At 58.9% G+C, this 19569-nt stretch carries 15 protein-coding genes; 6 read left to right on the top strand and 9 right to left on the bottom strand.

Annotated features, from left to right (window positions below):
- Positions 1-18: 18 nt before the first annotated feature.
- Entirely contained in the window at positions 19-927 is a 909-nt protein-coding gene (locus tag Q0D41_RS05045) for a hypothetical protein (RefSeq protein WP_294376131.1), read from the bottom strand.
- 177 nt (positions 928-1104) lie between these two features.
- Here Q0D41_RS05045 and Q0D41_RS05040 point away from each other — a divergent pair, with 177 nt between their 5' ends.
- Positions 1105-1866 carry an SDR family NAD(P)-dependent oxidoreductase gene (locus tag Q0D41_RS05040; protein ID WP_294376129.1) on the top strand — a complete coding sequence of 254 codons (762 nt, stop codon included), beginning with the start codon at positions 1105-1107 and terminating at the stop codon, positions 1864-1866.
- A gap of 627 nt (positions 1867-2493) precedes the next feature.
- On the opposite strand, the gene Q0D41_RS05035 is transcribed toward Q0D41_RS05040, so the two are convergent.
- On the bottom strand, positions 2494-3657 hold the full coding sequence (locus Q0D41_RS05035) for an SLC13 family permease (RefSeq protein WP_294376127.1): 1164 nt from the start codon (positions 3655-3657) through the stop codon (positions 2494-2496).
- A gap of 151 nt (positions 3658-3808) precedes the next feature.
- Between Q0D41_RS05035 and Q0D41_RS05030 the strand changes: the two genes are divergently transcribed.
- On the top strand, positions 3809-4681 hold the full coding sequence (locus tag Q0D41_RS05030; RefSeq protein ID WP_294376124.1) for a LysR family transcriptional regulator: 873 nt from the start codon (positions 3809-3811) through the stop codon (positions 4679-4681).
- 77 nt (positions 4682-4758) lie between these two features.
- Here Q0D41_RS05030 and Q0D41_RS05025 read toward each other — a convergent pair whose 3' ends face one another.
- The 3 genes from Q0D41_RS05025 to Q0D41_RS05015 are packed head-to-tail and all read right to left on the bottom strand — an operon-like array spanning position 4759 to position 8481.
- A complete protein-coding gene (locus Q0D41_RS05025; RefSeq protein ID WP_294376121.1) occupies positions 4759-6810 on the bottom strand; it encodes a carbohydrate-binding domain-containing protein in 2052 nt (683 codons plus the stop codon).
- A complete protein-coding gene (locus Q0D41_RS05020) occupies positions 6810-7505 on the bottom strand; it encodes a DUF4956 domain-containing protein (protein ID WP_294376118.1) in 696 nt (231 codons plus the stop codon). Before Q0D41_RS05020 ends, Q0D41_RS05025 begins: the two co-directional genes overlap by 1 nt.
- A gap of 37 nt (positions 7506-7542) precedes the next feature.
- Positions 7543-8481: a polyphosphate polymerase domain-containing protein gene (locus tag Q0D41_RS05015; protein ID WP_294376110.1), complete on the bottom strand. Its 939-nt coding sequence runs from the start codon at positions 8479-8481 to the stop codon at positions 7543-7545.
- A 376-nt stretch (positions 8482-8857) separates the two neighbouring features.
- Here Q0D41_RS05015 and Q0D41_RS05010 point away from each other — a divergent pair, with 376 nt between their 5' ends.
- The gene (locus Q0D41_RS05010; protein WP_114614878.1) at positions 8858-9538 is read left to right on the top strand and encodes a response regulator transcription factor; all 681 of its coding nucleotides are present in this window, start codon (positions 8858-8860) and stop codon (positions 9536-9538) included.
- Positions 9539-9557: 19 nt separating this feature from the next.
- The gene (locus tag Q0D41_RS05005; protein WP_294376104.1) at positions 9558-10991 is read left to right on the top strand and encodes a cell wall metabolism sensor histidine kinase WalK; all 1434 of its coding nucleotides are present in this window, start codon (positions 9558-9560) and stop codon (positions 10989-10991) included.
- A 159-nt stretch (positions 10992-11150) separates the two neighbouring features.
- Here Q0D41_RS05005 and Q0D41_RS05000 read toward each other — a convergent pair whose 3' ends face one another.
- The 4 genes from Q0D41_RS05000 to Q0D41_RS04985 all read right to left on the bottom strand — a co-directional run bounded on the left by Q0D41_RS05000 (position 11151) and on the right by Q0D41_RS04985 (position 17109).
- Positions 11151-13433 (bottom strand): YgiQ family radical SAM protein, encoded by a 2283-nt coding sequence (locus tag Q0D41_RS05000; protein ID WP_294376101.1) that lies wholly within the window; start codon positions 13431-13433, stop codon positions 11151-11153.
- 56 nt (positions 13434-13489) lie between these two features.
- On the bottom strand, positions 13490-14041 hold the full coding sequence (locus Q0D41_RS04995) for a hypothetical protein (RefSeq protein ID WP_294376098.1): 552 nt from the start codon (positions 14039-14041) through the stop codon (positions 13490-13492).
- A gap of 41 nt (positions 14042-14082) precedes the next feature.
- Positions 14083-15366: a glutamate-cysteine ligase family protein gene (locus Q0D41_RS04990; RefSeq protein ID WP_294376095.1), complete on the bottom strand. Its 1284-nt coding sequence runs from the start codon at positions 15364-15366 to the stop codon at positions 14083-14085.
- A gap of 255 nt (positions 15367-15621) precedes the next feature.
- Positions 15622-17109 carry an FAD-dependent oxidoreductase gene (locus tag Q0D41_RS04985; RefSeq protein WP_294376092.1) on the bottom strand — a complete coding sequence of 496 codons (1488 nt, stop codon included), beginning with the start codon at positions 17107-17109 and terminating at the stop codon, positions 15622-15624.
- A 200-nt stretch (positions 17110-17309) separates the two neighbouring features.
- Between Q0D41_RS04985 and Q0D41_RS04980 the strand changes: the two genes are divergently transcribed.
- Together Q0D41_RS04980 and Q0D41_RS04975 are read left to right on the top strand one after the other, a co-directional pair.
- Positions 17310-18914 carry a LuxR C-terminal-related transcriptional regulator gene (locus Q0D41_RS04980; RefSeq protein ID WP_294376087.1) on the top strand — a complete coding sequence of 535 codons (1605 nt, stop codon included), beginning with the start codon at positions 17310-17312 and terminating at the stop codon, positions 18912-18914.
- A 185-nt stretch (positions 18915-19099) separates the two neighbouring features.
- Positions 19100-19528 (top strand): arginine repressor, encoded by a 429-nt coding sequence (locus Q0D41_RS04975; protein ID WP_114614874.1) that lies wholly within the window; start codon positions 19100-19102, stop codon positions 19526-19528.
- Positions 19529-19569: the final 41 nt, after the last annotated feature.

Here is a 19569-nt window from a genome sequence, read left to right as displayed (position 1 = left end):
CTTGCGTCCCGATTGCCTCTAGAACAGCGACCCGATAAAGTCAGTCGCTTTTTCCGCAGCGGTCTCGCCCGCCGATTTCACGGCCTCGCCCGCGGCGTCGAGCACGCCTCCGGCTGTTTCAGTCGCCCCGTTTTCCAAGGCGCCCGACACGGCGTCTGCCACAGCCGAACCCGAGTCATGCACTAAATGGGCCGTGAGCGCCCCATCTTCAACCGCAATAGACTCGACCGTCCAATTCGACGCATCCCACACATCTTTGCCATCGTCGGTCAGCACTACGATGGACGAAACATCGGCACCGCGCACTTCAAGAATCTTCTTCGCGTTCGACCACTTCTCGCCCGCCAAATCGGACGTATCAACCGTGAGCGTCGCAGCATTCTGCTGCACGCCTGGCGTTTTGAAGGACGACTCGCCCGATTCCGCCTCGCTGCGCTCCGTCTGGGCGACACCTCCGCCGGGCGTTACGGCCGAACCCGTCGAGTCGCTTGCATGGAAGAGCACAAACGCACAGCCGGCCAACGCCACCAAAGCGCCGGCGAAAATCACGGCAAGGGGCGGCTTTTTCTTTACGCGGGAACTTTCCGAATAGCGCGTCGCGACCGGGGCGGTCGAGCCCGGGGCGTACGACTGCTGCGGGAAGGTCGCAGAATCCGGCGTGCTTGGCTCGAAGGGATCGCGCACGTATTCGCCGCAAGTTACGGGCTGAGCGCTCATGCGCGCCGTTTTCTCGGACTGCACAACGGGACACGAGGCAACCGTTGGCTGCGAGGAAAACGACCGGTCGGAGGAATACGAAGCAGCCTGGCGCACGGGGATGGCGCGCGTCGCCTCAAGCGACGCATCGGCCGAGCGCGTCGAAGGCTGGGCACTTCCGCTCCCGTTTCCGCCACCGTTCGCCATGCGCTCCGTCGGCTGTTCATTCATTGAATTCATCTATCTCCCCAGAATGCGGTCAAACAGTTTGATTTTGCCCATCCTAGCAGCGCCCGTTCCGCCGCTGCTCCGTTGAAATCGACCCGTTATCCTCCCTTCACGCCTTCCCCACACCAAATTGCCACTCGCGCGGTAACATTCCAAGAAAAGCAATCGAAAGGGGTGCCCATGGGTCTTTTGGATGGAAAGGTCGCCATTGTCACTGGCGGCGGCAAGGGAATCGGTTTCGGCATTGCGAGCGCATTCGCCGAACAGGGCGCAAGCCTGTTCATTACCGGCCGCACCGAGGGGCGCCTGGCCGAAGCGGCTGAAAAGCTCAAGGGCGAATACGGCGTCGATGTCGCCTATACCGTCGCCGAGGGTTCCGACGAAGCCCAGGTCGAGGCTGCCATTGCGAAGTGCGTCGAACATTTTGGCAAGCTCGATGTCATGGTGAACAACGCTCAGGCTTCCAAGAGCGGCACCAACCTTATCGACCACACGAAAGAAGATTTCGACCTGGCCATCAATACGGGCCTGTACGGCGCCTTTTTCTATATGAAGCACGCCTTCCCCGAGCTTAAAAAGACCAAGGGTTGCGTCATCAACCTGGCAAGCGGCGCCGGCTTGTTCGGCAAGCCCGGCCAGTCGAGCTATGCGGCGGCCAAGGAAGGCATTCGCGGCATGACGCGCGTTGCGGCCACCGAGTGGGGCCCCGACGGCGTGCGCGCGAATTGCATTTGCCCGCTGGCGATGACCGAACAGCTCGCAGCGTGGAAGGAAGCCTACCCCGACACGTTTGCCGCCACAATCAAGGGCATTCCGCTGGGACGTTTCGGCGACCCGAAAACCGACATCGGCGGCGTGGCCGTATTCCTCGCGAGCGATTTGTCGGCCTACGTTTCCGGCGAAACCATCACCGTCCAGGGCGGCAGCGGCCTGCGCCCGTAGGTTTTGGCCGAAGGCACGGTGCGCAGCGGCAACCGCGCTTATGACGGCAGGGGCATGCAATCGACCCCGTCGCTCGCATGCACAACAGGCAACGTGCCCAAGCCCCGCCACTCAAGCAGACATACGCCCCGAATTTCAGAGAGGCAAGCGTCTCTCATTCATTAAGGCGAAGCATGCATGTGCTTCGCCTTTTTCTTTTTCGAAAATGTTCAAAACCGGCCTCGAATGTGGCTTTTTTCGAGCGCTTCAGCTGCCGGCGCGACATCGCCTTCATCGCAGCTCAGCATAACCCCAGGTAGATTCCTTGAAGAGATACGCGCGCTTTCTTCCCCGTCTAAAGGGCAGCACATTCGAGGCCCATTTTGAACAAACCGGGAAGACTGCGAGGAAAAGACCATGAAGAGAAGCGCCAACCCGAACAGCAGCAATGCGAGCAGCAAGACGCGCCACACAACAGTGGCTCGAATGGGCGCAGCACAAACGATCCCAACCCCAACGGCGGCAGCGCGCGTAGCATCGATGCAAACAGCAGAGACCAGCGGTGAGAACGACTGCAGCCACGCGATCAATACCCGAGCGAGCAGCCGCGGCATGATCAGCAAAACACAGTCGCGAACAAGAGGTTCGCTAGGATATCGCTACCGCAAGCACCAGCTGTGCAGCGAGAAACGCGCAGTTCAATCCCGTGAACAGGCGGAAGTAATAGCCCTTGAGCTCCGGGTACGCCACGGCGAGCTGCTTGTACGAAATGAGGCTTGCCATAGAAGCGATCAGCGTTCCCAAGCCGCCGATATTCACGCCCACGAGCAGCGCCGGCCAATCGGTCGTGAATCCTGAAATGAGAATTGCGGCCGGAACGTTCGAGATAGCCTGGCTTGCGACAGCGCCCACGAGCAGGGCGCGACCATCAACCAGCGCCGCCACCGCTTCACGCACCGCGTCAATGCGCGCGACGTTGCCCACGAATATAAAGAAAGCGACGAAGGTGAGCAGCAACGCATAGTCGACATGGCCAAGAGCGCGCATGTCGAAAACGAGCGCGAGGGCAATCGCCGCCGCAACGATCAACCACACCGGTGCGACACGAGCCACGCACAGCAGACATGCCGCGATGAGCGCAATCCACGGCAGCACATCGCGCAACGCGAACGATTCCTGTGGCACCTTCGGATTCACGCCCGCCATCTGCGACGGAACGTGTTTGAATCGCTTGCGATCGCACAACTCGGCAATACCGATAGCCGCCGCAAGCAGCGCGAACGCTGCAGCAGAATACGGAGTCATGATGCCCACGAGCTCCGCCGCGCTCATGCCGGATACGCTTAAGAGATAAATGTTCTGCGGATTGCCGATGGGCGTGAGCATGCTGCCTACGTTCGCCGCGACGGTCATACATGCAATAGCGAACGCGAGTCGGCGCACGAGACCCGCCTCGCGCAAGGCGGCAAGGGCGAGCGGCACGAACGCCACGAGGGCGACGTCGTTAGTAACCACCATGCTCACGAAAAACGTAAGCCCCACGAGCGCCGCGATAAGCACGCCGCCGCTTTTGCATGCGCGAACCAATGCGCGGCACACCCGCGCCAACACGCCAGCACGCGCCAAGCCCGACGTGGCGACCATGAGGGAAAACAGCAGGCCAATCGTGCGCCAATCAATATAGTCGGCATAACTCGCATCGGGCGGCACCGCAACGCACGACCCCACGGCGAGCACGCACGCAATCGCCAACACGGCATCGCGCCGAAAGAAGCCGCGCACGCGCCATGCCGCATTCCTAAGCCTTCCCATGCGCGCCTTCCCCTCTTTCCCTAATAATCAGTGCGCCCGAGCCTAGCAAAAACCAAGCATCAAGCCAAACGAGCAGGCTGCTTGTTATTCCTAGCTATCATGTTTATTATATTTTGCATGATGTTTTGGAATTCTGCAAAGGATACACCCCATGTACGACATCCAGCACCTTGAAGCATTTTGTCTCGTCGCAGACGAACGCAGCTTTACGAAAGCCGCTGCTCGAATGGGCTATTCCCAATCGGCGGTCAGCAGAATGATCATCGATTTAGAGCGCGAATGCGGCGCCACCTTGTTTGAACGGTCGCGTTCGGGAGTCCAAATTACCGCCGAAGGCCTCACCTTGCTTCCAGTGGCGCGCGAAATCATCGCTGCGCAGCAATCATTCGAGGCGCGCGTAGCCGAAATCCACAACCTCGATTCAGGCCTCATTCGAATAGGAACCATATCGAGCATCGCAACCCATTGGCTGCCGAAAATCATCGCGGCGTTTCAAGCCGACTACCCCGGCATTCGCTACGAACTGTTCTTGGGCGATTACGACGAGCTCGAAAGCGCGCTGGCAAGCGGGCGCATCGACTGCGCATTCTCCCGACTGCCGGCCCGCTACCCCTTACACGAAATGCCCCTTGAGCAAGACGAACTGCTCGCCGTGCTTCCCGCCAACCATGAGCTTGCAGGGCTGGAAGAAATACCCGTTGAAGCATTCGCCGACGAAGCATTCATCCAACTTAAGCGTGACGAAAACGATGAGGTCGCTGAGATTTTCGCAGGGCTCGAACGCATGCCGAACGCAAGCTTCACAACCTGGGACGACTACGCCGTGATGTCCATGGTCGAAAACGGCCTCGCCGTAAGCATTCTTCCGAGCCTCGTTTTGCGACGCGTGCCGTACCGTATCGCCACGCGGCCCCTCGCTCCTCGGGCGTTTCGAACGCTTGGTTTCCTGACGAGCAAAACGAGCTCGCCATCGCTTGCCGTAGAGCGCTTTCGGGAATACCTCGATTGCCGCAACGAAGCATAAGACAAAAGCGACCCCGCCGAAAAACGACGAGGCCGCATAAGAAAGAAGAAGAGCAAGAACGAGATATATGACGCGCCTTAAGCGGGGCCGCCTTGACCCTCGGGGCGGTTGCCCGTCGCAGGGCCACCGCCCATGCCGCCTGGGCCGCCCGCGCCGCCGCCCATGGCAATGCCGCTCGTACCCGTCGTGGATGCCGTAGCTGTAGTTGCAGCACCATCCACCGACACCGTTATCGTATCGCCATCGGAAACGCCCGCACCGCTCACGAGCACGCAACCGAAGGCCTTCGTCGCCGTAAGCGTCGCGATCACGTTGCCGTTTGCATCGGTCACTTCAATCACGCTGCCAGCCGTACCGCTCGCCTGTACGAGCGCAAACGCCTGCGTGCCGCTCGTGAAGCTTTGCGCCATGCCTACAGCGCCCGCCATGAGCACGGTACCGCCAGAGATCGTCGCTTCACCGTCGTAGTCGAATGCGCCATCGCCATCGCTCGAGGGACCGTTCACCAGAAGCGTTCCGCCGGTAATTTCAACATTGCCGTTGGAGTCGACGCCATCGCCCTGGGAGTCAAGCGCGACCGTGCCGCCATTGATTTGAATGAGGCAATTCGAATCGCTTGCACCAGGTGCCCCACCCTGTCCGTCGGGAGCTTGGCCACCGCGTTCCATGCCGCCTTGGGCATCGGGGGCTTGACCGAGGTCGCTGGGAGCTTCGCCCGCCTGGCCACCCTGGGTGCTATCGTCGCTCGGAGGCTCGGGCGGCGTCGCGCCATCTTGTTGGCTTGCGCCCTGCGGCGCCGCATTCTGCTGCTCGCTCGCATCGGGTGCGCCAATTGAGCCATCGGGCTGGGCGGCATTGGCGCCTGGCTCGCCCGACGGAGTACTCGCCGTCGCATCCGAATCGGACGATTCGGAATCGTCGCTCAAGTCGGCCGCAGAAGCATTCAAGGCATCGTCGAGTGCATAAATATCGGTATCGCCGCCATTGATGATAACCTGCTCAGCCTCATAGCCCTCGCTGCACGTTTCGGCAACAAACGACCCGTCGTTCACTTCAAGCTTCGTTTCGCAATGGAATGCGTCATCGCCGCTGCGTACCGTAGTCGATCCGCCGTTGAGCGCACCCTCCAAATCGGAGTGCAACGCGTCATCGGCAGCATCGATTTCAATCGACCCGCCAGCTATGCAGAGATACGTCCTCGCTTGAATGCCGTCGTCTTCGGCGTCAATCGAAAGAGACCCATCGCTCACGTACACGAAGCCTTTTTCTGGATTGGTCGATTTGCTCGATTTCACGCCATCGGCACCCGCGGCAATCGAAATATCCCCCGCACCGATTTTCACGGAATCTTTGCCGTTCAGACCATCCTCGACGGCGCTCACATTGATTGAACCACCATAGACAACCAAATCGTCTTTCGAGTAGACCCCATGGCGATAATTTCCCGAGATATCGAGCGAGCCCGAACCGTTAATCGTTAAATCACACGTCGAATACACGCACGCGTTTGCACCTTCATTCGCATAAGAGGTTCCGTCGGAAAGTACATTCTGCGTACCGTCGGCCAATGTGATAAAGCATTTATCTGCCGACTGAATATTAATGGCAGGCCCGCCGGAGCACACTATCTTTACACCGTTAAGAACAATCTGGACCTTATCGTTTTCGCTGGTCGCTACGATAATCGAACCATCGGTCAAATTTCCTGACACAATATAGGTTCCCGCAGTGGAAATCGTTACTGTGGAGCCCTCCGCCACAGCGCCCGACCCCGATACGCTCGCCGAATCCCCCGAGAGCGTTATCTTGGTTGCAGACGATTCGTCAAAGGAAGCATCCATGTCGCGCTTGGAATATTCAAGATTGAGAGCGGAGGCATCAAACGCAGCAGCAACTTCCTCGAAGCTCGCGTATTCAACGCTCTTCTCAGACGCGTTTTCCTCAAGAACTTCCGCAGTCGATGCGACCGAAGATTCATCGGCGCCGGTCGCCGAACATCCCGCCACAGAAAAAAGCAGAACCGCAGCGGCGCAACCCGCAAGCAGCAATCCCGCCCCGCGCAGCATGCCCACAAAATCGGTGCGGCCGGATTCTTCCGTGCATCGAGAATCAGTCGTTTTCCGCGTCATTACAAGACCTCCTTCGCCATAGGTGCGCGGCCAAGCGTGATTTTCAGATTGCCGTTCATGGTGCGCATTTCGTCGATCATGCGCTTCTCAAGGCCGGGCTCGCGCATACGAATTTCGTACTCGAGTTGATACAGGCTGCCCATATTCGTCGTGCGAATTTCCACGAGCTCATGGCTTGAGGTAAAGCGCCCGAGAATGCCATCGAACATGCCATCGAATTCGAGGTCTTCGGGCACCGATACGCACAGGCGCTTGCCCGGCTCGGCGGGCTTGCCAAACGGCGCGCACACATACACGATGTTCACGATGGCAACGATAATGGTGAAAAGCACCGCGAGCCCAATGAAGCCCATGCCCGTCGCCAAACCAATGGCCATAGCCAAGAACACGCTTCCAATATCTTTCGCCGAGCCGGGGATGCTGCGGAAGCGCACGAGGTTGAACACGCCCATAACCGCGATGCCGGCGCCCAGATTGCCGTTTACAAGGGTGATGACCATTTGCACGATGAGCGGCAAAAGCGCGAGCGTGACCACGAAGTTCTTCGAATAGTTGTGCCGGAACATATAAATGGCCGCACATGCCGCGCCGAGCACGATCGAAGCCGCACAGCACATCAAAAATTCGGGCGTCGAAACGCTCGCCATCGCCGAATCAGCCGTGCCGAACAGCGATGTGGATACCAGGTCGAACATGAGAAAGCTCCTCTAGAAAAAATTGAACGTACGGGGCTTATGCGCCTATAACGACATTGGGAAGCTGCAGCGAATTCGAATGCGCAGCGGCAGGTTCGGCCGCATACAGGCGCGAATCCGCATTAAGCGATTGGCCACCTTGGGAGCGGCCCCGCTCGCCGCGCATGGCCTCATCGAAAGCGACTTGTTCGCGATATGCCTTCGGGGCAGACTTGCCCTCGCATGACAAATACGCTTCACCGTATTTGGAAAACGACGTCGGGTAGGCCTTGCAATCATCGAGCATGCGCACGAGCCACAAGGGATAGGCGCCCGGAACCTTCACTTCCATAATCGCCTCGCCCGCAGCGAGCAACGGCACCGAAGCGCGCTTTCCTTCCGGCGTGAACAAATCTCGATAGCGAATGCGCTCGTCAAACGTGATGCGCACGCCTTCCGCCTGGGCCCCACGAGCATCGGGCAGCGGAGCCCACGCTACGCGTTCCACCAGAATTGCCATAGAGGGAAACACGGGGCCATTACGGCGGACGCACGCCGCAATCTCTTCTGCGATTTGCAGGCTTTTCGCAGAATGCGACTCGGCTTCAAGCGCCTCGTCGGCCAACGGATGACGGCCAATCGCCCTTCCATACGGCACGCCCACCATGAAAAGCTGGGCCGCCGATTCGCTTACCGCGATGCGCCGCTTATATACGATGCCCTTGTGCTTCTTTTTCAGCTCAACAAACACCGGCGCCTGCGCGCTTCGGGGGCCATAGGTGCGCAAACGGAGCTTTTCCTTATACGCGGGCTTTTCGAGCGACCGGGAAATCATGTCGCGGTTCCGCGTGTCGTAATACACGCTCGTGATGGACGTTTGCCCGTATTCGTCGGGCGCCATATACGCGCCAAGCGCCTGCTTTATCGTGCGAACCTGCACAGGATTCAGGCGGTACTTCACTTCCTTGCGCTCAAACGTCCCCGTATACTCAGCCATAGCTGCTCCAATCTCGTAAAATCGAGGTCAATTCGATGACGGCCATGCTAAAACGCACGCCTGAAAGGGCGCTGAAAAGCCACGGGAGCTTTCAGGTTTCTTTCAGTAGCGCAGGTAAAATAGGGATTGTTGAAAAGAGCACTTCGGTTTCGGAGGCTGGCGCGCTTTCCCGAAACCTTCTGCAAGCAATCTGACTTTATTTCAATGCATGCAGAGCAAGGCGCATAGCGAGCGGTAGCCGCAGCGCGGTTTTGGGAAAGCGCGCCAGCCTCCGAAACCCTCAGCGCGTCCATTGAAGAAAAATGCGTCGTGCCAAACGCGCCTGAAAGCGATCTCCCACAGGGCACGACGCCAAGATTAAGAAAAGGCACCGACCATGAACCTGCTTATCGTTGAAGACGACGTGCGACTGGCAAGCGCACTCGCCCACATCCTAGAAGAGGCCGGCCACGCGGTTGACACGGCGAATGACGGCGAAACTGGCTACGCCTACGCGTCTCAGGGAAAATACGACGTCGCGATTCTCGACGTGATGCTGCCCAAGAAAAACGGGTTCGACATCGTCTCCGACCTGCGCCGCGCGGGAATCGCCACCCCGGTGCTCATGCTCACCGCGCGCGATGCGGTGCCCGATAAAATCCGCGGGCTCGATTCGGGCGCCGACGACTACATGACCAAGCCGTTCTCGCCCGCAGAGCTCATGGCCCACCTGCGCGCGCTCACCCGCCGCCAAGGCGAAGTTGAATTCGAGACCCTTCGCGCATTCAACCTGACCCTCGATTTGACCGAACGCGAATTCGCGTCGGAATCATCCTCCATCCACCTTTCCGCAAAAGAATTCGCACTCGCCCGCGTGCTTATGTCGAACGCCGGCAAAACAGTGCCGAAAGCAACCATCATCGATCGCGTATGGGGCACCACGGGCGTAACCGAGGACAACAACGTCGAAGCATACGTCTCGTTCTTGCGCAAGAAACTGCGCTTCCTCGAAGCCAACGCGCACATAGAAACGATTCGCGGCGTGGGCTACCGCCTAGCGGAGGGCCGCGATGCGTAAAGGCACGAAAGGCAGCCCCGTGCTCTTCAAGCTGCGAAAGAAATTCATCGCGCTGAATATGGCGTGCGTTATGGCCGTAATCGCGGTCTCGTTCACCGCGATTTGCATTTTCGATTGGAAGCAGGACGTCGCAGAGGTTCAGCAAGCCATCGCCAATTCCCTCGACAACGCAATCGAACAGCACGAGCACAGGGAAATGCGCGACGATAGGCCGCCCAGGCATGAATTTGACAGAAACTGGGCAAGCGCGACCGACCCCAACGATCAGAACAACGAAAGCGAACCGCAGAATGGGTCAGATGCCGGCGATGACAACGATGCCTCATCGAGCGACGATGCCGGCAGCTATAACGCAACCCAAAGCGGAGCCCTCGCCCCCAAAATCGGCGGAGGCCAGGGCCAAACGATTCCCGTTGCGGTATACGCGCTGAACGCCGAAGGCAGCGCGATGAGCGCCTCGCCCGCCGGCACCGCCAACATCAACGACGAGGTACTCGAAACCGCGCTCTCGCGCCTTGCCCCCGCAGAAGACGGCACGGGTTCTTTCTCTGACTTGGGGCTCTTCTTCGAAAAGCGAACGATCGGCGACACCACGTATCTCGCGTTCGCCGACGCCAATTCCGCCGCCGGCTGGAAGTCGCTCGCACTCACCCTCGCTGGCGCGGCAATCGCTGCGCTCGCCGCGTTTTTCGTGATATCGCTGTTCTTCTCGCGCTGGGCACTGCGCCCCGTCGAGCAAACGTGGCGATCTCAGCGCCAATTCATCGCCGACGCCTCGCACGAGCTGAAAACCCCGCTTACCGTGATTCTGGCCGATGCTTCCATCGCGCTCGAACATCCCGAGCGCACCGTCGAAAGCCAGCGCCAGTGGATCGAAGGCATTCAGGTCGAAGGGCAGCGCATGCAGGGCCTCGTTGAAGACATGCTCGCCCTGGCCAAGCACGACACCGCCGAAGTCGACGCGCAGGCGACCATGGGCAAGCAGCAAGAGAAGCTCGATTTAGCCGACATGGCACAGCGCGCGGTACTTCAATTCGAGGCCGTCGCCTTCGAGCGTGGTGTGGAAATCGATGTGGCGGAAAGTTCCTCGGCCCCCGTGTTCATTGGCGGCGTGCGAGGCGACATCGAGCGCGTGCTTGGCATTCTCGTCGACAATGCATGCAAGTACGCCGAAGCAGGCGGACGCGTCGTCGTAGGTACGAAGCGCGAAGGCAAGCATGCCGTCATCCAGGTGAACAACACCGGCACGCCCATTCCATCTTCTGACCTGCCTCATATTTTCGACCGCTTCTGGCGCGCCGACGAAGCGCGCACAAGTGGAGCTGGCGGCTACGGTCTGGGCCTTTCCATTGCACGCAGCATCGTCGAAGAACACGGCGGCACGCTTTCCGCGCAAAGCTCCACCGAGCGCGGAACCACGTTCACCGCGAAATTCCCGATTAAGAAAGATTAGGGCCAGAGAAGCGATACGGCGGCAACCAGCCCAGCAAACCATTCAAAATGAAAAGAGGCCTGCCTCCCTGGTTTTCCAGAGAAGCAGGCCTCAACGCTTTCGAAATACAATCGAGCCGCTTTTTCAGACACGAGACGAGTCGCTTTTCCTCAGCACTCGCTAATGGCGAGACCGCTTCGGACCATTGTTGGCAGCCTCGGAGCGTTGCGTGCTGGCATGTTCTCCCCGGCCATTCGATAAGCCACCTTTGCCGCCGCGCTTCGTCGCGCCCGCATTAAAGCCGCGGCCCGACGGCGCACCCTTGCCGCCACCGAAGCCCCGGGCGCCATGCGTGCCCTTGGCTCCCTTGCCGCTTCGAGCGCTATTGCCGCCGCTGGCAGCGGCCCCCTTGCCGCCTTTTCCACCAGAGCCGCCGCTTCTGCCATCAGCCGGGCGCACCAAGCATTTCGGCCCAAAGCCAATCAAATCTTCGCGATGGGCTTTTCGCAGCGCCTCACGCACAAGGTCGCGATTGGCGGGGTTGCGGTATTGAATAAGCGCGCGTTGCAGCGCCTTCTCGTGCGAGCTTTTCGGCGTGTACACGGGCTCCATGGTGCGCGGGTCGACGCCTGTGTAATACATCGCGGTCGACATCGTGGATGGCGTCGGGTAGAAATCTTGCACCTGCTCGGGGTTGAATCCCATATCGCAACAGAATTCAGCCAGCTCAATGGCCTCCTTCAGCGTAGAACCCGGATGCGAGCTCATCAAATACGGCACCACGAACTGCTTCAAGCCGAGCTTGTCGTTTATGGCTTCGAACTTCTTGCAAAACGCCTGGTACACTTCGTTTTTCGGCTTGCCCATCACGGAAAGCACCGCATCGCTCACATGTTCGGGCGCCACGCGCAGCTGGCCGCTCACGTGGTATTGCGAAAGCTCGCGCAAAAACGTGTCGTCGGAATCGGCCATCACGTAATCGAAGCGCACACCGCTGCGCACGAAGACCTTTTTCACGCCGGGCAGCGCGCGCAGGGCGCGCAACACATCGAGATACGGCTTATGGTTCACCTCGAGCTTCTTGCAGGGCTCAGGGAACAGGCATGCCTTGTGCGCGCATGCGCCGCGACGCAGCTGCGCTTTACACGCCGGCGCCGTGAAATTCGCCGTAGGGCCGCCCACGTCGTGGATGTACCCTTTGAATTCAGGATCGCGCGTAAGCTGTTTCGCTTCTTCAACGAGCGACGCCTTGCTTCGCGCCGTCACGATGCGCCCCTGATGGAACGTGAGCGCGCAGAAGCTGCATTCGCCAAAGCATCCGCGATTGCTCGACAGGCTGAATTTCACTTCTTTAATTGCCGGCACACCACCCGCAGCTTCGTAATCGGGGTGATAGTCGCGCGCATACGGCAGGGCGTACACCGCATCGAGCTCCTCGGTGGAAAGCGGCTTTTGCGGCGGGTTCTGCACCACGAACACATTGTGAGGGTATTCCTCCACCAAACGCTTTCCGCGATAGGGGTCGGAGTTTTCCCACTGCACATTGAAGCTGCGCGCGTATTCGAGCTTGTCGGCCTGGAGTGCCTCGAACGTGGGCAATTCGATGGCGTCTTCCACGCAATCGAGCGATCGGGCTTTGTAGGCGGTTCCGTCGACGAACGTGATATCTTCCACGGCAATGCCCGCCGCGAGCGCATCGGCGATTTCGACAATAGCGCGCTCACCCATGCCATAAATAAGCAAGTCGGCGCCGGAATCGAGCAGAATGGAACGCTTAAGCGAATCGGACCAATAGTCGTAATGCGCCAAGCGACGCAGGCTCGCCTCAATGCCGCCCAAAATAATGGGCGTGTGCTTATGCGTGCGTCGTATGAGGTTGCCGTACACCGCCGTGGCGTGGTTCGGGCGCCTATTGGGCGCGCCGCCTGGCGAATAGGCGTCTTGGCTGCGTGGAACCTTGTTTACGGTGTAATGATTCACCATGGAGTCCATATTGCCCGACGAAACGAGGAAGCCCAAACGCGGCTCGCCAAACACATTCACGCTTTCGGGGTCGCGCCAGTCGGGCTGCGCGATAATGCCCACCTTGTAGCCATGTGACTCAAGCACGCGCGAAATAATCGCCATGCCGAACGACGACTGATCGACGTACGCATCGCCGCACACATAGGCGAAATCGACGCCATCCCAACCGCGAGCCCGCACATCGTCCATATTCACGGGAAGAAAGGCGCTGCGCGGCGCGTGGTGCACGGCAGCGTGCTTCTGGCGGCCGCTGCCAACGTTGCGAGAGGCGCCCTTTCCAGCATGCTTCGCTTGCGCCGCCGCATTCTTCGCATGCCCGCCGGCGCCCTTGCGAGCCAGCTTGCCCGCACCCTGCTTTTGGGGGCTCTGAGATTTCCGCGATTCCTGCGCGCCTGCGCGCCCGGTGCCTTCCTGCCGGTTTTGGGCAGCATACGACAAACGCGGGCCCTTGCTGGACCCGCGTTTTGCACTGCGATGGTTGTTCTGCCCCGCCATTACTTCGAAGCGTCGTCGGAAGTGGAGCTGTCAGCCATATCGGCGACCATCGAGTCGGCCTTGGAAAGGTGCTCGATGCCCGAATCGTAACGCGCCTTCACGTCGTCGATGCCCTTCGCGGCCTCGGCAGCGGCGTCGCGGTCTTCGCCGGCATTCTTGATTTGCGCGTAAATCTCAACGTAATCGGAAAGCGCCTGGCCCAAATCGTTCGCGCCAGCCTCGTATTCGCTCTTCACGTCTTTCAAGGCGTCGGGAGCTTCCAGGGCGGCGATTTTATCGAGCGCCTTGGTGGCGTTGCTCGCGGCAACGCGCATTGCGGCAACGTCTTGCTTCGCGGCGGCGTCGCTGAAGCTCGAAAGCGCACTCGCTGCTTCCTGGCTAATGGAATTCACCGAAGACATGTACTCGCGATTCACCTGGGCAGGCGTTTTCTCCTGCTGCGAATCGGAGCTCGAGCAGCCCGCAAGAGCCACCATGGCCAAGCACAGGGCACACGCAATCGCGGCGATTTTCATGAACTGCCCAGCGTGGGCGCGGAACGTATTGAGCATCAGGTCAAACCTTTCTTTTCGTGACCTTGAACTATAGCAAACTACTGAGTCGAAATATCCAAATCCGCAAGAGTTACGCGGCGTGCCACCAATTCGGCAAGGGGATCGAGGAAGCACCACTCGGCCGCAGGCAAGCCTCGGCGCGCGAGCGTAATAAGTTCGTCGCAAATCTCGGCCGCCGGGCGCTGATACACCTCGGCGTTGTAGCCCGATTCCATAAGGGCGTCTTTGGCCTTGGCGACATCGGACTCGGAAATACCCGCGCAGCTGCGCACGAGCGTCTCGAGCGAGCTTTTGCCGTAGAACAGGCCCTTGATGAGCGCCGCATACGCCAGCACATAGGGAATGGGCATGGAGTCGGCAGGGCGAATTTCCACATAGCTCTTCAGGCGCACATCGGGGAATACCATCGACATGGCGTGGAACACCTCATCGTCGGTCATGGCGCGGGTGGCGAAAATCTCGCCGAACGTGCGCGTGTCGTAACGCGCCTCGCCGTCTTCATCGAGCGCGACGATCGCGGGAACGTCGAGCAAGTATGCCGCATAGTCTTCAAAACCGAAGCCTTCATCGAAAACGCCAGGCACCGAATTGCAGCGATCGGGGTCGCAGTATTTCCAAATCTCGGTGCGCATAAGCGCATGCGGACGACGGCTGCCCTCAAACACGGGCGTGTTGTCGCACATGAGCGCAAAAAGCGGCGCAAGCACCTGCGCCACGCGCATTTTCGCAATGCAGTCGGCTTCATCGAGGTAATCGATGGAAACCTGCGTGGAAGCGCTCCCTCGCATCATACGCGGGCCCCACGGGCCAATAGATGAAAGGTATTCATTCATATAGTCGTAGCGCGCTTTGGGAATGAGCTCCTTATCGGCTGCGCGGTTCACTGGGTCGAAGCCAAGCGTCAGGGCTCGCCCGCCAATGGGAGAGAGCGCCTGATAGACGTCGTCTTCGAATTCGAGGAAAACGCGCTTGGCATCGATGATGTTCTCGAATGGGCCCGCCGAAAGCTCAAGCTGCGCCGCAGGCTCGATAGTTACCGCAGCTCCGGGGCGCGCCACACCGAGCAAGTCGCCGCCATGAACGGTAGCTTCGGGATATTTCTCCTGAAGCGCGGCGAGCACGTCACGCACGCCGTTGGGCTGGCTGTAGGTAATAGGATCGCCCGTGCCATCGACGCAAATGTGTTCAAGCTCAATGCCCACTCGACGGCATTCGGCCTTCGCGCCCGCGCGCAAATGCGCCACGATTGCCGCAATGTTTTCCTCGCGCGCCGGCTGACTTGAAGCGAGCTGCGCGTTGCGCGCAGCGGTTGCTTTCCTCATAAGGTCCTCATTTCCCTCCCGCGCAGCGCAACGCCCACGCATTGCCGCTCTTCATGCGGGCCTAAACCACGTATGGCGCCTATGGTAACGCGAACGTGCTTATTTCAACGCGAGCATAAAACGATTCCACGAAGGCGTTGCCAGCTTGTTGGGCAGCATGACGAAACCCCGCGCTCAACGACCGTCGAACGCGGGGTTTTGGGAGGGGTTTATGAAGCGGACACGCACAACGGCTATGCCCAGGAATGGGATGGGTTACGCGAGAACGGCTTGAGCAGCATTCGCGCCAGCAAATCGACCCGAAGTATATGCCCAGTTCAAACCACAACCGCCAGCGGGATACTCGTCATAGATGAATGTGCCCGAGCACACCTCGCCCGCTGAATACAAATTGGGAATGGGATTGCCGGCCGTATCGAGCACTTGGAACTCGGTATTCACGCGGTATCCGCCAAAACTGCCGTGGCTCGAAACGCTCATGGTGAGCACGTAATACGGGGGCTCAGTAAGCGCGATCATATTCGCCGCCTTTTTATGGAATGCGGTATCGGCACCCGCCTCGCACATGGCGTTGTACTCGTCGAGCGAGGCCTGCAGCGCGGCACCATCGATGCCAAACGGCTTGGCCGCCTCGGCAACCGTATCGCCCTTCGCAAACAGCCCCTTCTCAAGGCCGATCTTGAAATCGCTCGCCGGCACGCCCTTCAGCGCATCGACCATAGCCTGATCATAGACCGCATAGAACTTCGCTCCGTCGAATTGCGCCACCTGGTAGAAGATGTCATGCGTCTGGCCGGCCTCGTTGACGAAGCGCTTGCCCGAAGCGTCAACCCACATGGCTTTCTTGTCGATGAGTTTCGACTGGCCGGTAGACGCGGGGCACCACAAAATTCCGTTCACGCCACCATGGCCAATATAATCGGCGCCCAAATCGAGGCCCATTTGCAGACCCTCGCCCGTACAGCCCAAGCCAACCTCGGTCGGAACCTGCTTGAAATCGGGCATGTATTCCGCAATCATCTCGGCGTTGCGGCAAAAACCACCCGTCGCGATGACCACGCTCTTCGCGTTGAACTGGGAAAGGCGACCGTTGCTTTCGCGCGCGAGAACGCCGCAAACCGCACCGGAGTCATCTACGATGAGCTTCTCGGCGGCCATGTTGAACATGAATTCCGCCCCTTGATCCTGGGCGAATTGGTAGACGGCCGAAAGCGCATCCATACCGCTGTTCTTGCAACGAGACTGGCGCTTGACCGTGTCTTTGCCCTTCAGCAAAACCTCATCCTGGAACGGAACGCCCAATTCCTCGGAAAGCCAGTCGATGGTTTCACCGAAATGGTACGCACAGAACTCCTGCACATCGTAATCGAGCTTATCGCCATTGCTCGCGAGGAAATACTCGAGCAACGCTTCGGGCGTATCGTCCTCAATTCCAGCGCGCTTTTGCACGGTGTTGCCCGCGCCATAAAAACCACCCAAGCAAATCGAACTTGACCCCGCAAGCCAACCCATCTTTTCAAGAAGTACCGTTTTCGCGCCAGCCTCGGCGGCCTTGCCGGCCGCAGACGTTCCCGCGCCGCCGCCGCCAAGAACCACAACATCGTAGTCGTACGTCTTTTCAACCTTTGCCTCCGAAGCATCTTTCGGAGAGCAGCTCGGCAAACCAACCATAGCCGCAACCGCGCCTGCTGCCATAATTCCCGCGAACTGACGGCGCGACAGCGCATTCCCCCTTGACTCCATAGTTTGCATCCTCCCTTTCGCTTCGCAAACTTCGCATCTCAACGCAACGAACCCTACGCCGCGCCAAAGAAGCCCACAAAACACCAAAGGGGTGATGTTCTGCGAAAATGCAGCACTCACACCAAACGTGTGAGCTTTGCGCCTCCCAGAAAGGTTGTACAATCGTTCGACGTTCGCCACAATCGCCCAAAGGAGAACCTGTGTCCAACGACATCCCGAAAATGCAACGCGCCCTCGCGACAATGCAGCCATTTCTCGCATCGTTTCTTGGACTCGCTGCCGTACGCGTGTGGATGCAGTCAAACTTCTTCGGCTCGTACACCCAAAGTGATGCTGGGCTTTTGTCTATCGTGAACCAGCTGTTCTATGGCCTTACCATGCTCATTGCCGCATGCATCGCATTGCGCAAAACCCCGAGTTCCTCCGCGAACAATGCAATCGCCTGGACGGGCTGCATCCTTATGACCCTGTCCACCGTATTTCTCGTAGTTAATACCGAAATTCACGCCACGTGGGCGTTCGCGGCAACATGCATCCTTGGCGGCATTGGCGGCGCTTTTGGCGGCGGAACGTGGATTGCGGCCTATGTACGCCTTGGGGTTCGCCAGGCGATTCTCTACGGATTCCTCTCACTCGCCCTGGGCTCCCTCGGAGGCTTGGCCCTCAGCTTCATGGATGAATCGTCTGCATACGTCACAAGCATGTTCATGCCGGCAATCTCGCTTTTGTGCTACCAAAACGCGATGAAAGCGCCTCTTGCGCCCAATTCGGAAAAGCCTGTTTACGACGACGAACCACGCAAAACGATGGCGACTTTTCTTATTGGATTTGCAATTTTTGGCTTGGCGCTCGGCATTTCACGCGGATTTCCCATAGGAGAACCCGTGAGCATGGGCGTATCCGGCCGCGTCGTACACCAACTCGGCGTGGTTATCATTGCCCTTTTCATCATATGGTGGACGTGCATCGCGCAAAAACGCCTGAGTTTCATTTTCCTCTGGCGCATAGAAATAGCCTTGGTTGCCGGAGGGATGCTCCTGCTTTCCACGCTGCCCAACGAAGCCGCGTCATTCGCCATCGCTATCGTGAATATCGCCGACACGCTTATGCTTGCCGTTATTTGGGTGACCATGCAAGACATCTCGCGGCACAGCTCCGTCAATCCGCTTGCGATTTACGGCTTTGCGTGGGCCGCGCGCGTTTTGGCGCGAGATCTTGGACGCGTGGCAATTATTGCGCTCGGAGCCACGGGCATTGCAAGCACAGCGGCAAATGTGATTATCGGCATCATCGTATTCGCGCTCGCTATGAGCATGGCATTGCTTCTTTCAGGAGAGCTTCCCCAAACAAGGCCCCTATTCGATACGAACGGCAACGAAGCAAAACGCCGCCGAAGCGATGGGCACGAACAAGCACGTCCCGAACTTCACCTTGCTAACCAAAAGCTCCCCGATCAAGAAGCCGACAACGCGCTCGACAATGATGGGTCGCAAACCACGCCCCGCAGCGCGTCCACCGCCTCGGCTGTCCCCGGCGCCGCAGAACGCGACGATATCAACGACAGAGCAACAGCCCAAGAGCCCATCGAAGAATGGCTCAAACGCTCTTTCGGGTTTTCCAACCGCGAAGCCGAGGTCGCCGCGCTCATCGCCCAAGGGCGCAGCAAGAATTACATTGCCGAAACGCTGTTCGTCTCGCAAAACACCGTTCGCACCCATGCGAAAAACGCCTACGCAAAACTCGATGTCCACTCAAACCAAGAGCTCATCGACCTTGTACGCGACCACTACGGCGAAAGCCTCTAACGCAGCCCGACCGCCAAGACGCCCCTTCATTCCTTGCATTTTTATCCCTCCCCCTCGTATATTCAAAAATCCCCCAATGAACGGGGAAATAGGTGTATTTTTCCGCCGCAAGGAGTACAATTTATGCATCACGAAGGCTTTGCCACGTATTTTATGCATTCATAATTTCGGCTGAGGGGAACGAAATGACGAAACGCGCCGTACGTCACGATGTAATTCGCGACATTATCCGAAAAGGCAACATCAAAACCCAACGCGACCTGGTCGAGCAGCTTTCCGCTGAAGGCTACGACTGCACGCAGGCAACTGTCTCCCGCGACATCGCGGGCATGGGCTTGGCGAAATCGCGCGAGGGCTATTACGTGTTGCCCGAAGACCTTCGCCTGCAACGCATGGTGGGCGAGCTGGTCGATTCCATCGAGGTTGTGAACAACTTCATCGTGCTGCGCACGCCTTCTGGCATCGCGAGCGGCGTCACCGTGGCGCTCGACGCGGCCGAGCTCAAAGGCGTCGCGGGCTCGCTCGCGGGCGACGACACCGTATTTGTGATGTGCTATTCCAGCATCGATGCCGAAAACGTCGCCGCCGTCATTCGCAGGTTGCAAGATCAATAAGCCTGGCAATTGGCACGCACTCGCTTTACGAGCATTCATTT

The organism is uncultured Slackia sp. (genome assembly GCF_934630525.1).
Classification (GTDB): Bacteria; Actinomycetota; Coriobacteriia; order Coriobacteriales; family Eggerthellaceae; genus Slackia.
This window is presented reverse-complemented; position numbering and strand designations above follow the sequence as displayed.

Bases quoted from the DNA above. Each gene is read 5' to 3' on its own strand.
- Q0D41_RS05045 (WP_294376131.1), bottom strand. From the start codon at position 927: ATGAATGAACAGCCGACGGAGCGCATGGCGAACGGTGGCGGAAACGGG.
- Q0D41_RS05040 (WP_294376129.1), top strand. From the start codon at position 1,105: ATGGGTCTTTTGGATGGAAAGGTCGCCATTGTCACTGGCGGCGGCAAG.
- Q0D41_RS05035 (WP_294376127.1), bottom strand. From the start codon at position 3,657: ATGGGAAGGCTTAGGAATGCGGCATGGCGCGTGCGCGGCTTCTTTCGG.
- Q0D41_RS05030 (WP_294376124.1), top strand. From the start codon at position 3,809: ATGTACGACATCCAGCACCTTGAAGCATTTTGTCTCGTCGCAGACGAA.
- Q0D41_RS05025 (WP_294376121.1), bottom strand. From the start codon at position 6,810: ATGACGCGGAAAACGACTGATTCTCGATGCACGGAAGAATCCGGCCGC.
- Q0D41_RS05020 (WP_294376118.1), bottom strand. From the start codon at position 7,505: ATGTTCGACCTGGTATCCACATCGCTGTTCGGCACGGCTGATTCGGCG.
- Q0D41_RS05015 (WP_294376110.1), bottom strand. From the start codon at position 8,481: ATGGCTGAGTATACGGGGACGTTTGAGCGCAAGGAAGTGAAGTACCGC.
- Q0D41_RS05010 (WP_114614878.1), top strand. From the start codon at position 8,858: ATGAACCTGCTTATCGTTGAAGACGACGTGCGACTGGCAAGCGCACTC.
- Q0D41_RS04995 (WP_294376098.1), bottom strand. From the start codon at position 14,041: ATGCTCAATACGTTCCGCGCCCACGCTGGGCAGTTCATGAAAATCGCC.
- Q0D41_RS04990 (WP_294376095.1), bottom strand. From the start codon at position 15,366: ATGAGGAAAGCAACCGCTGCGCGCAACGCGCAGCTCGCTTCAAGTCAG.
- Q0D41_RS04985 (WP_294376092.1), bottom strand. From the start codon at position 17,109: ATGGAGTCAAGGGGGAATGCGCTGTCGCGCCGTCAGTTCGCGGGAATT.
- Q0D41_RS04975 (WP_114614874.1), top strand. From the start codon at position 19,100: ATGACGAAACGCGCCGTACGTCACGATGTAATTCGCGACATTATCCGA.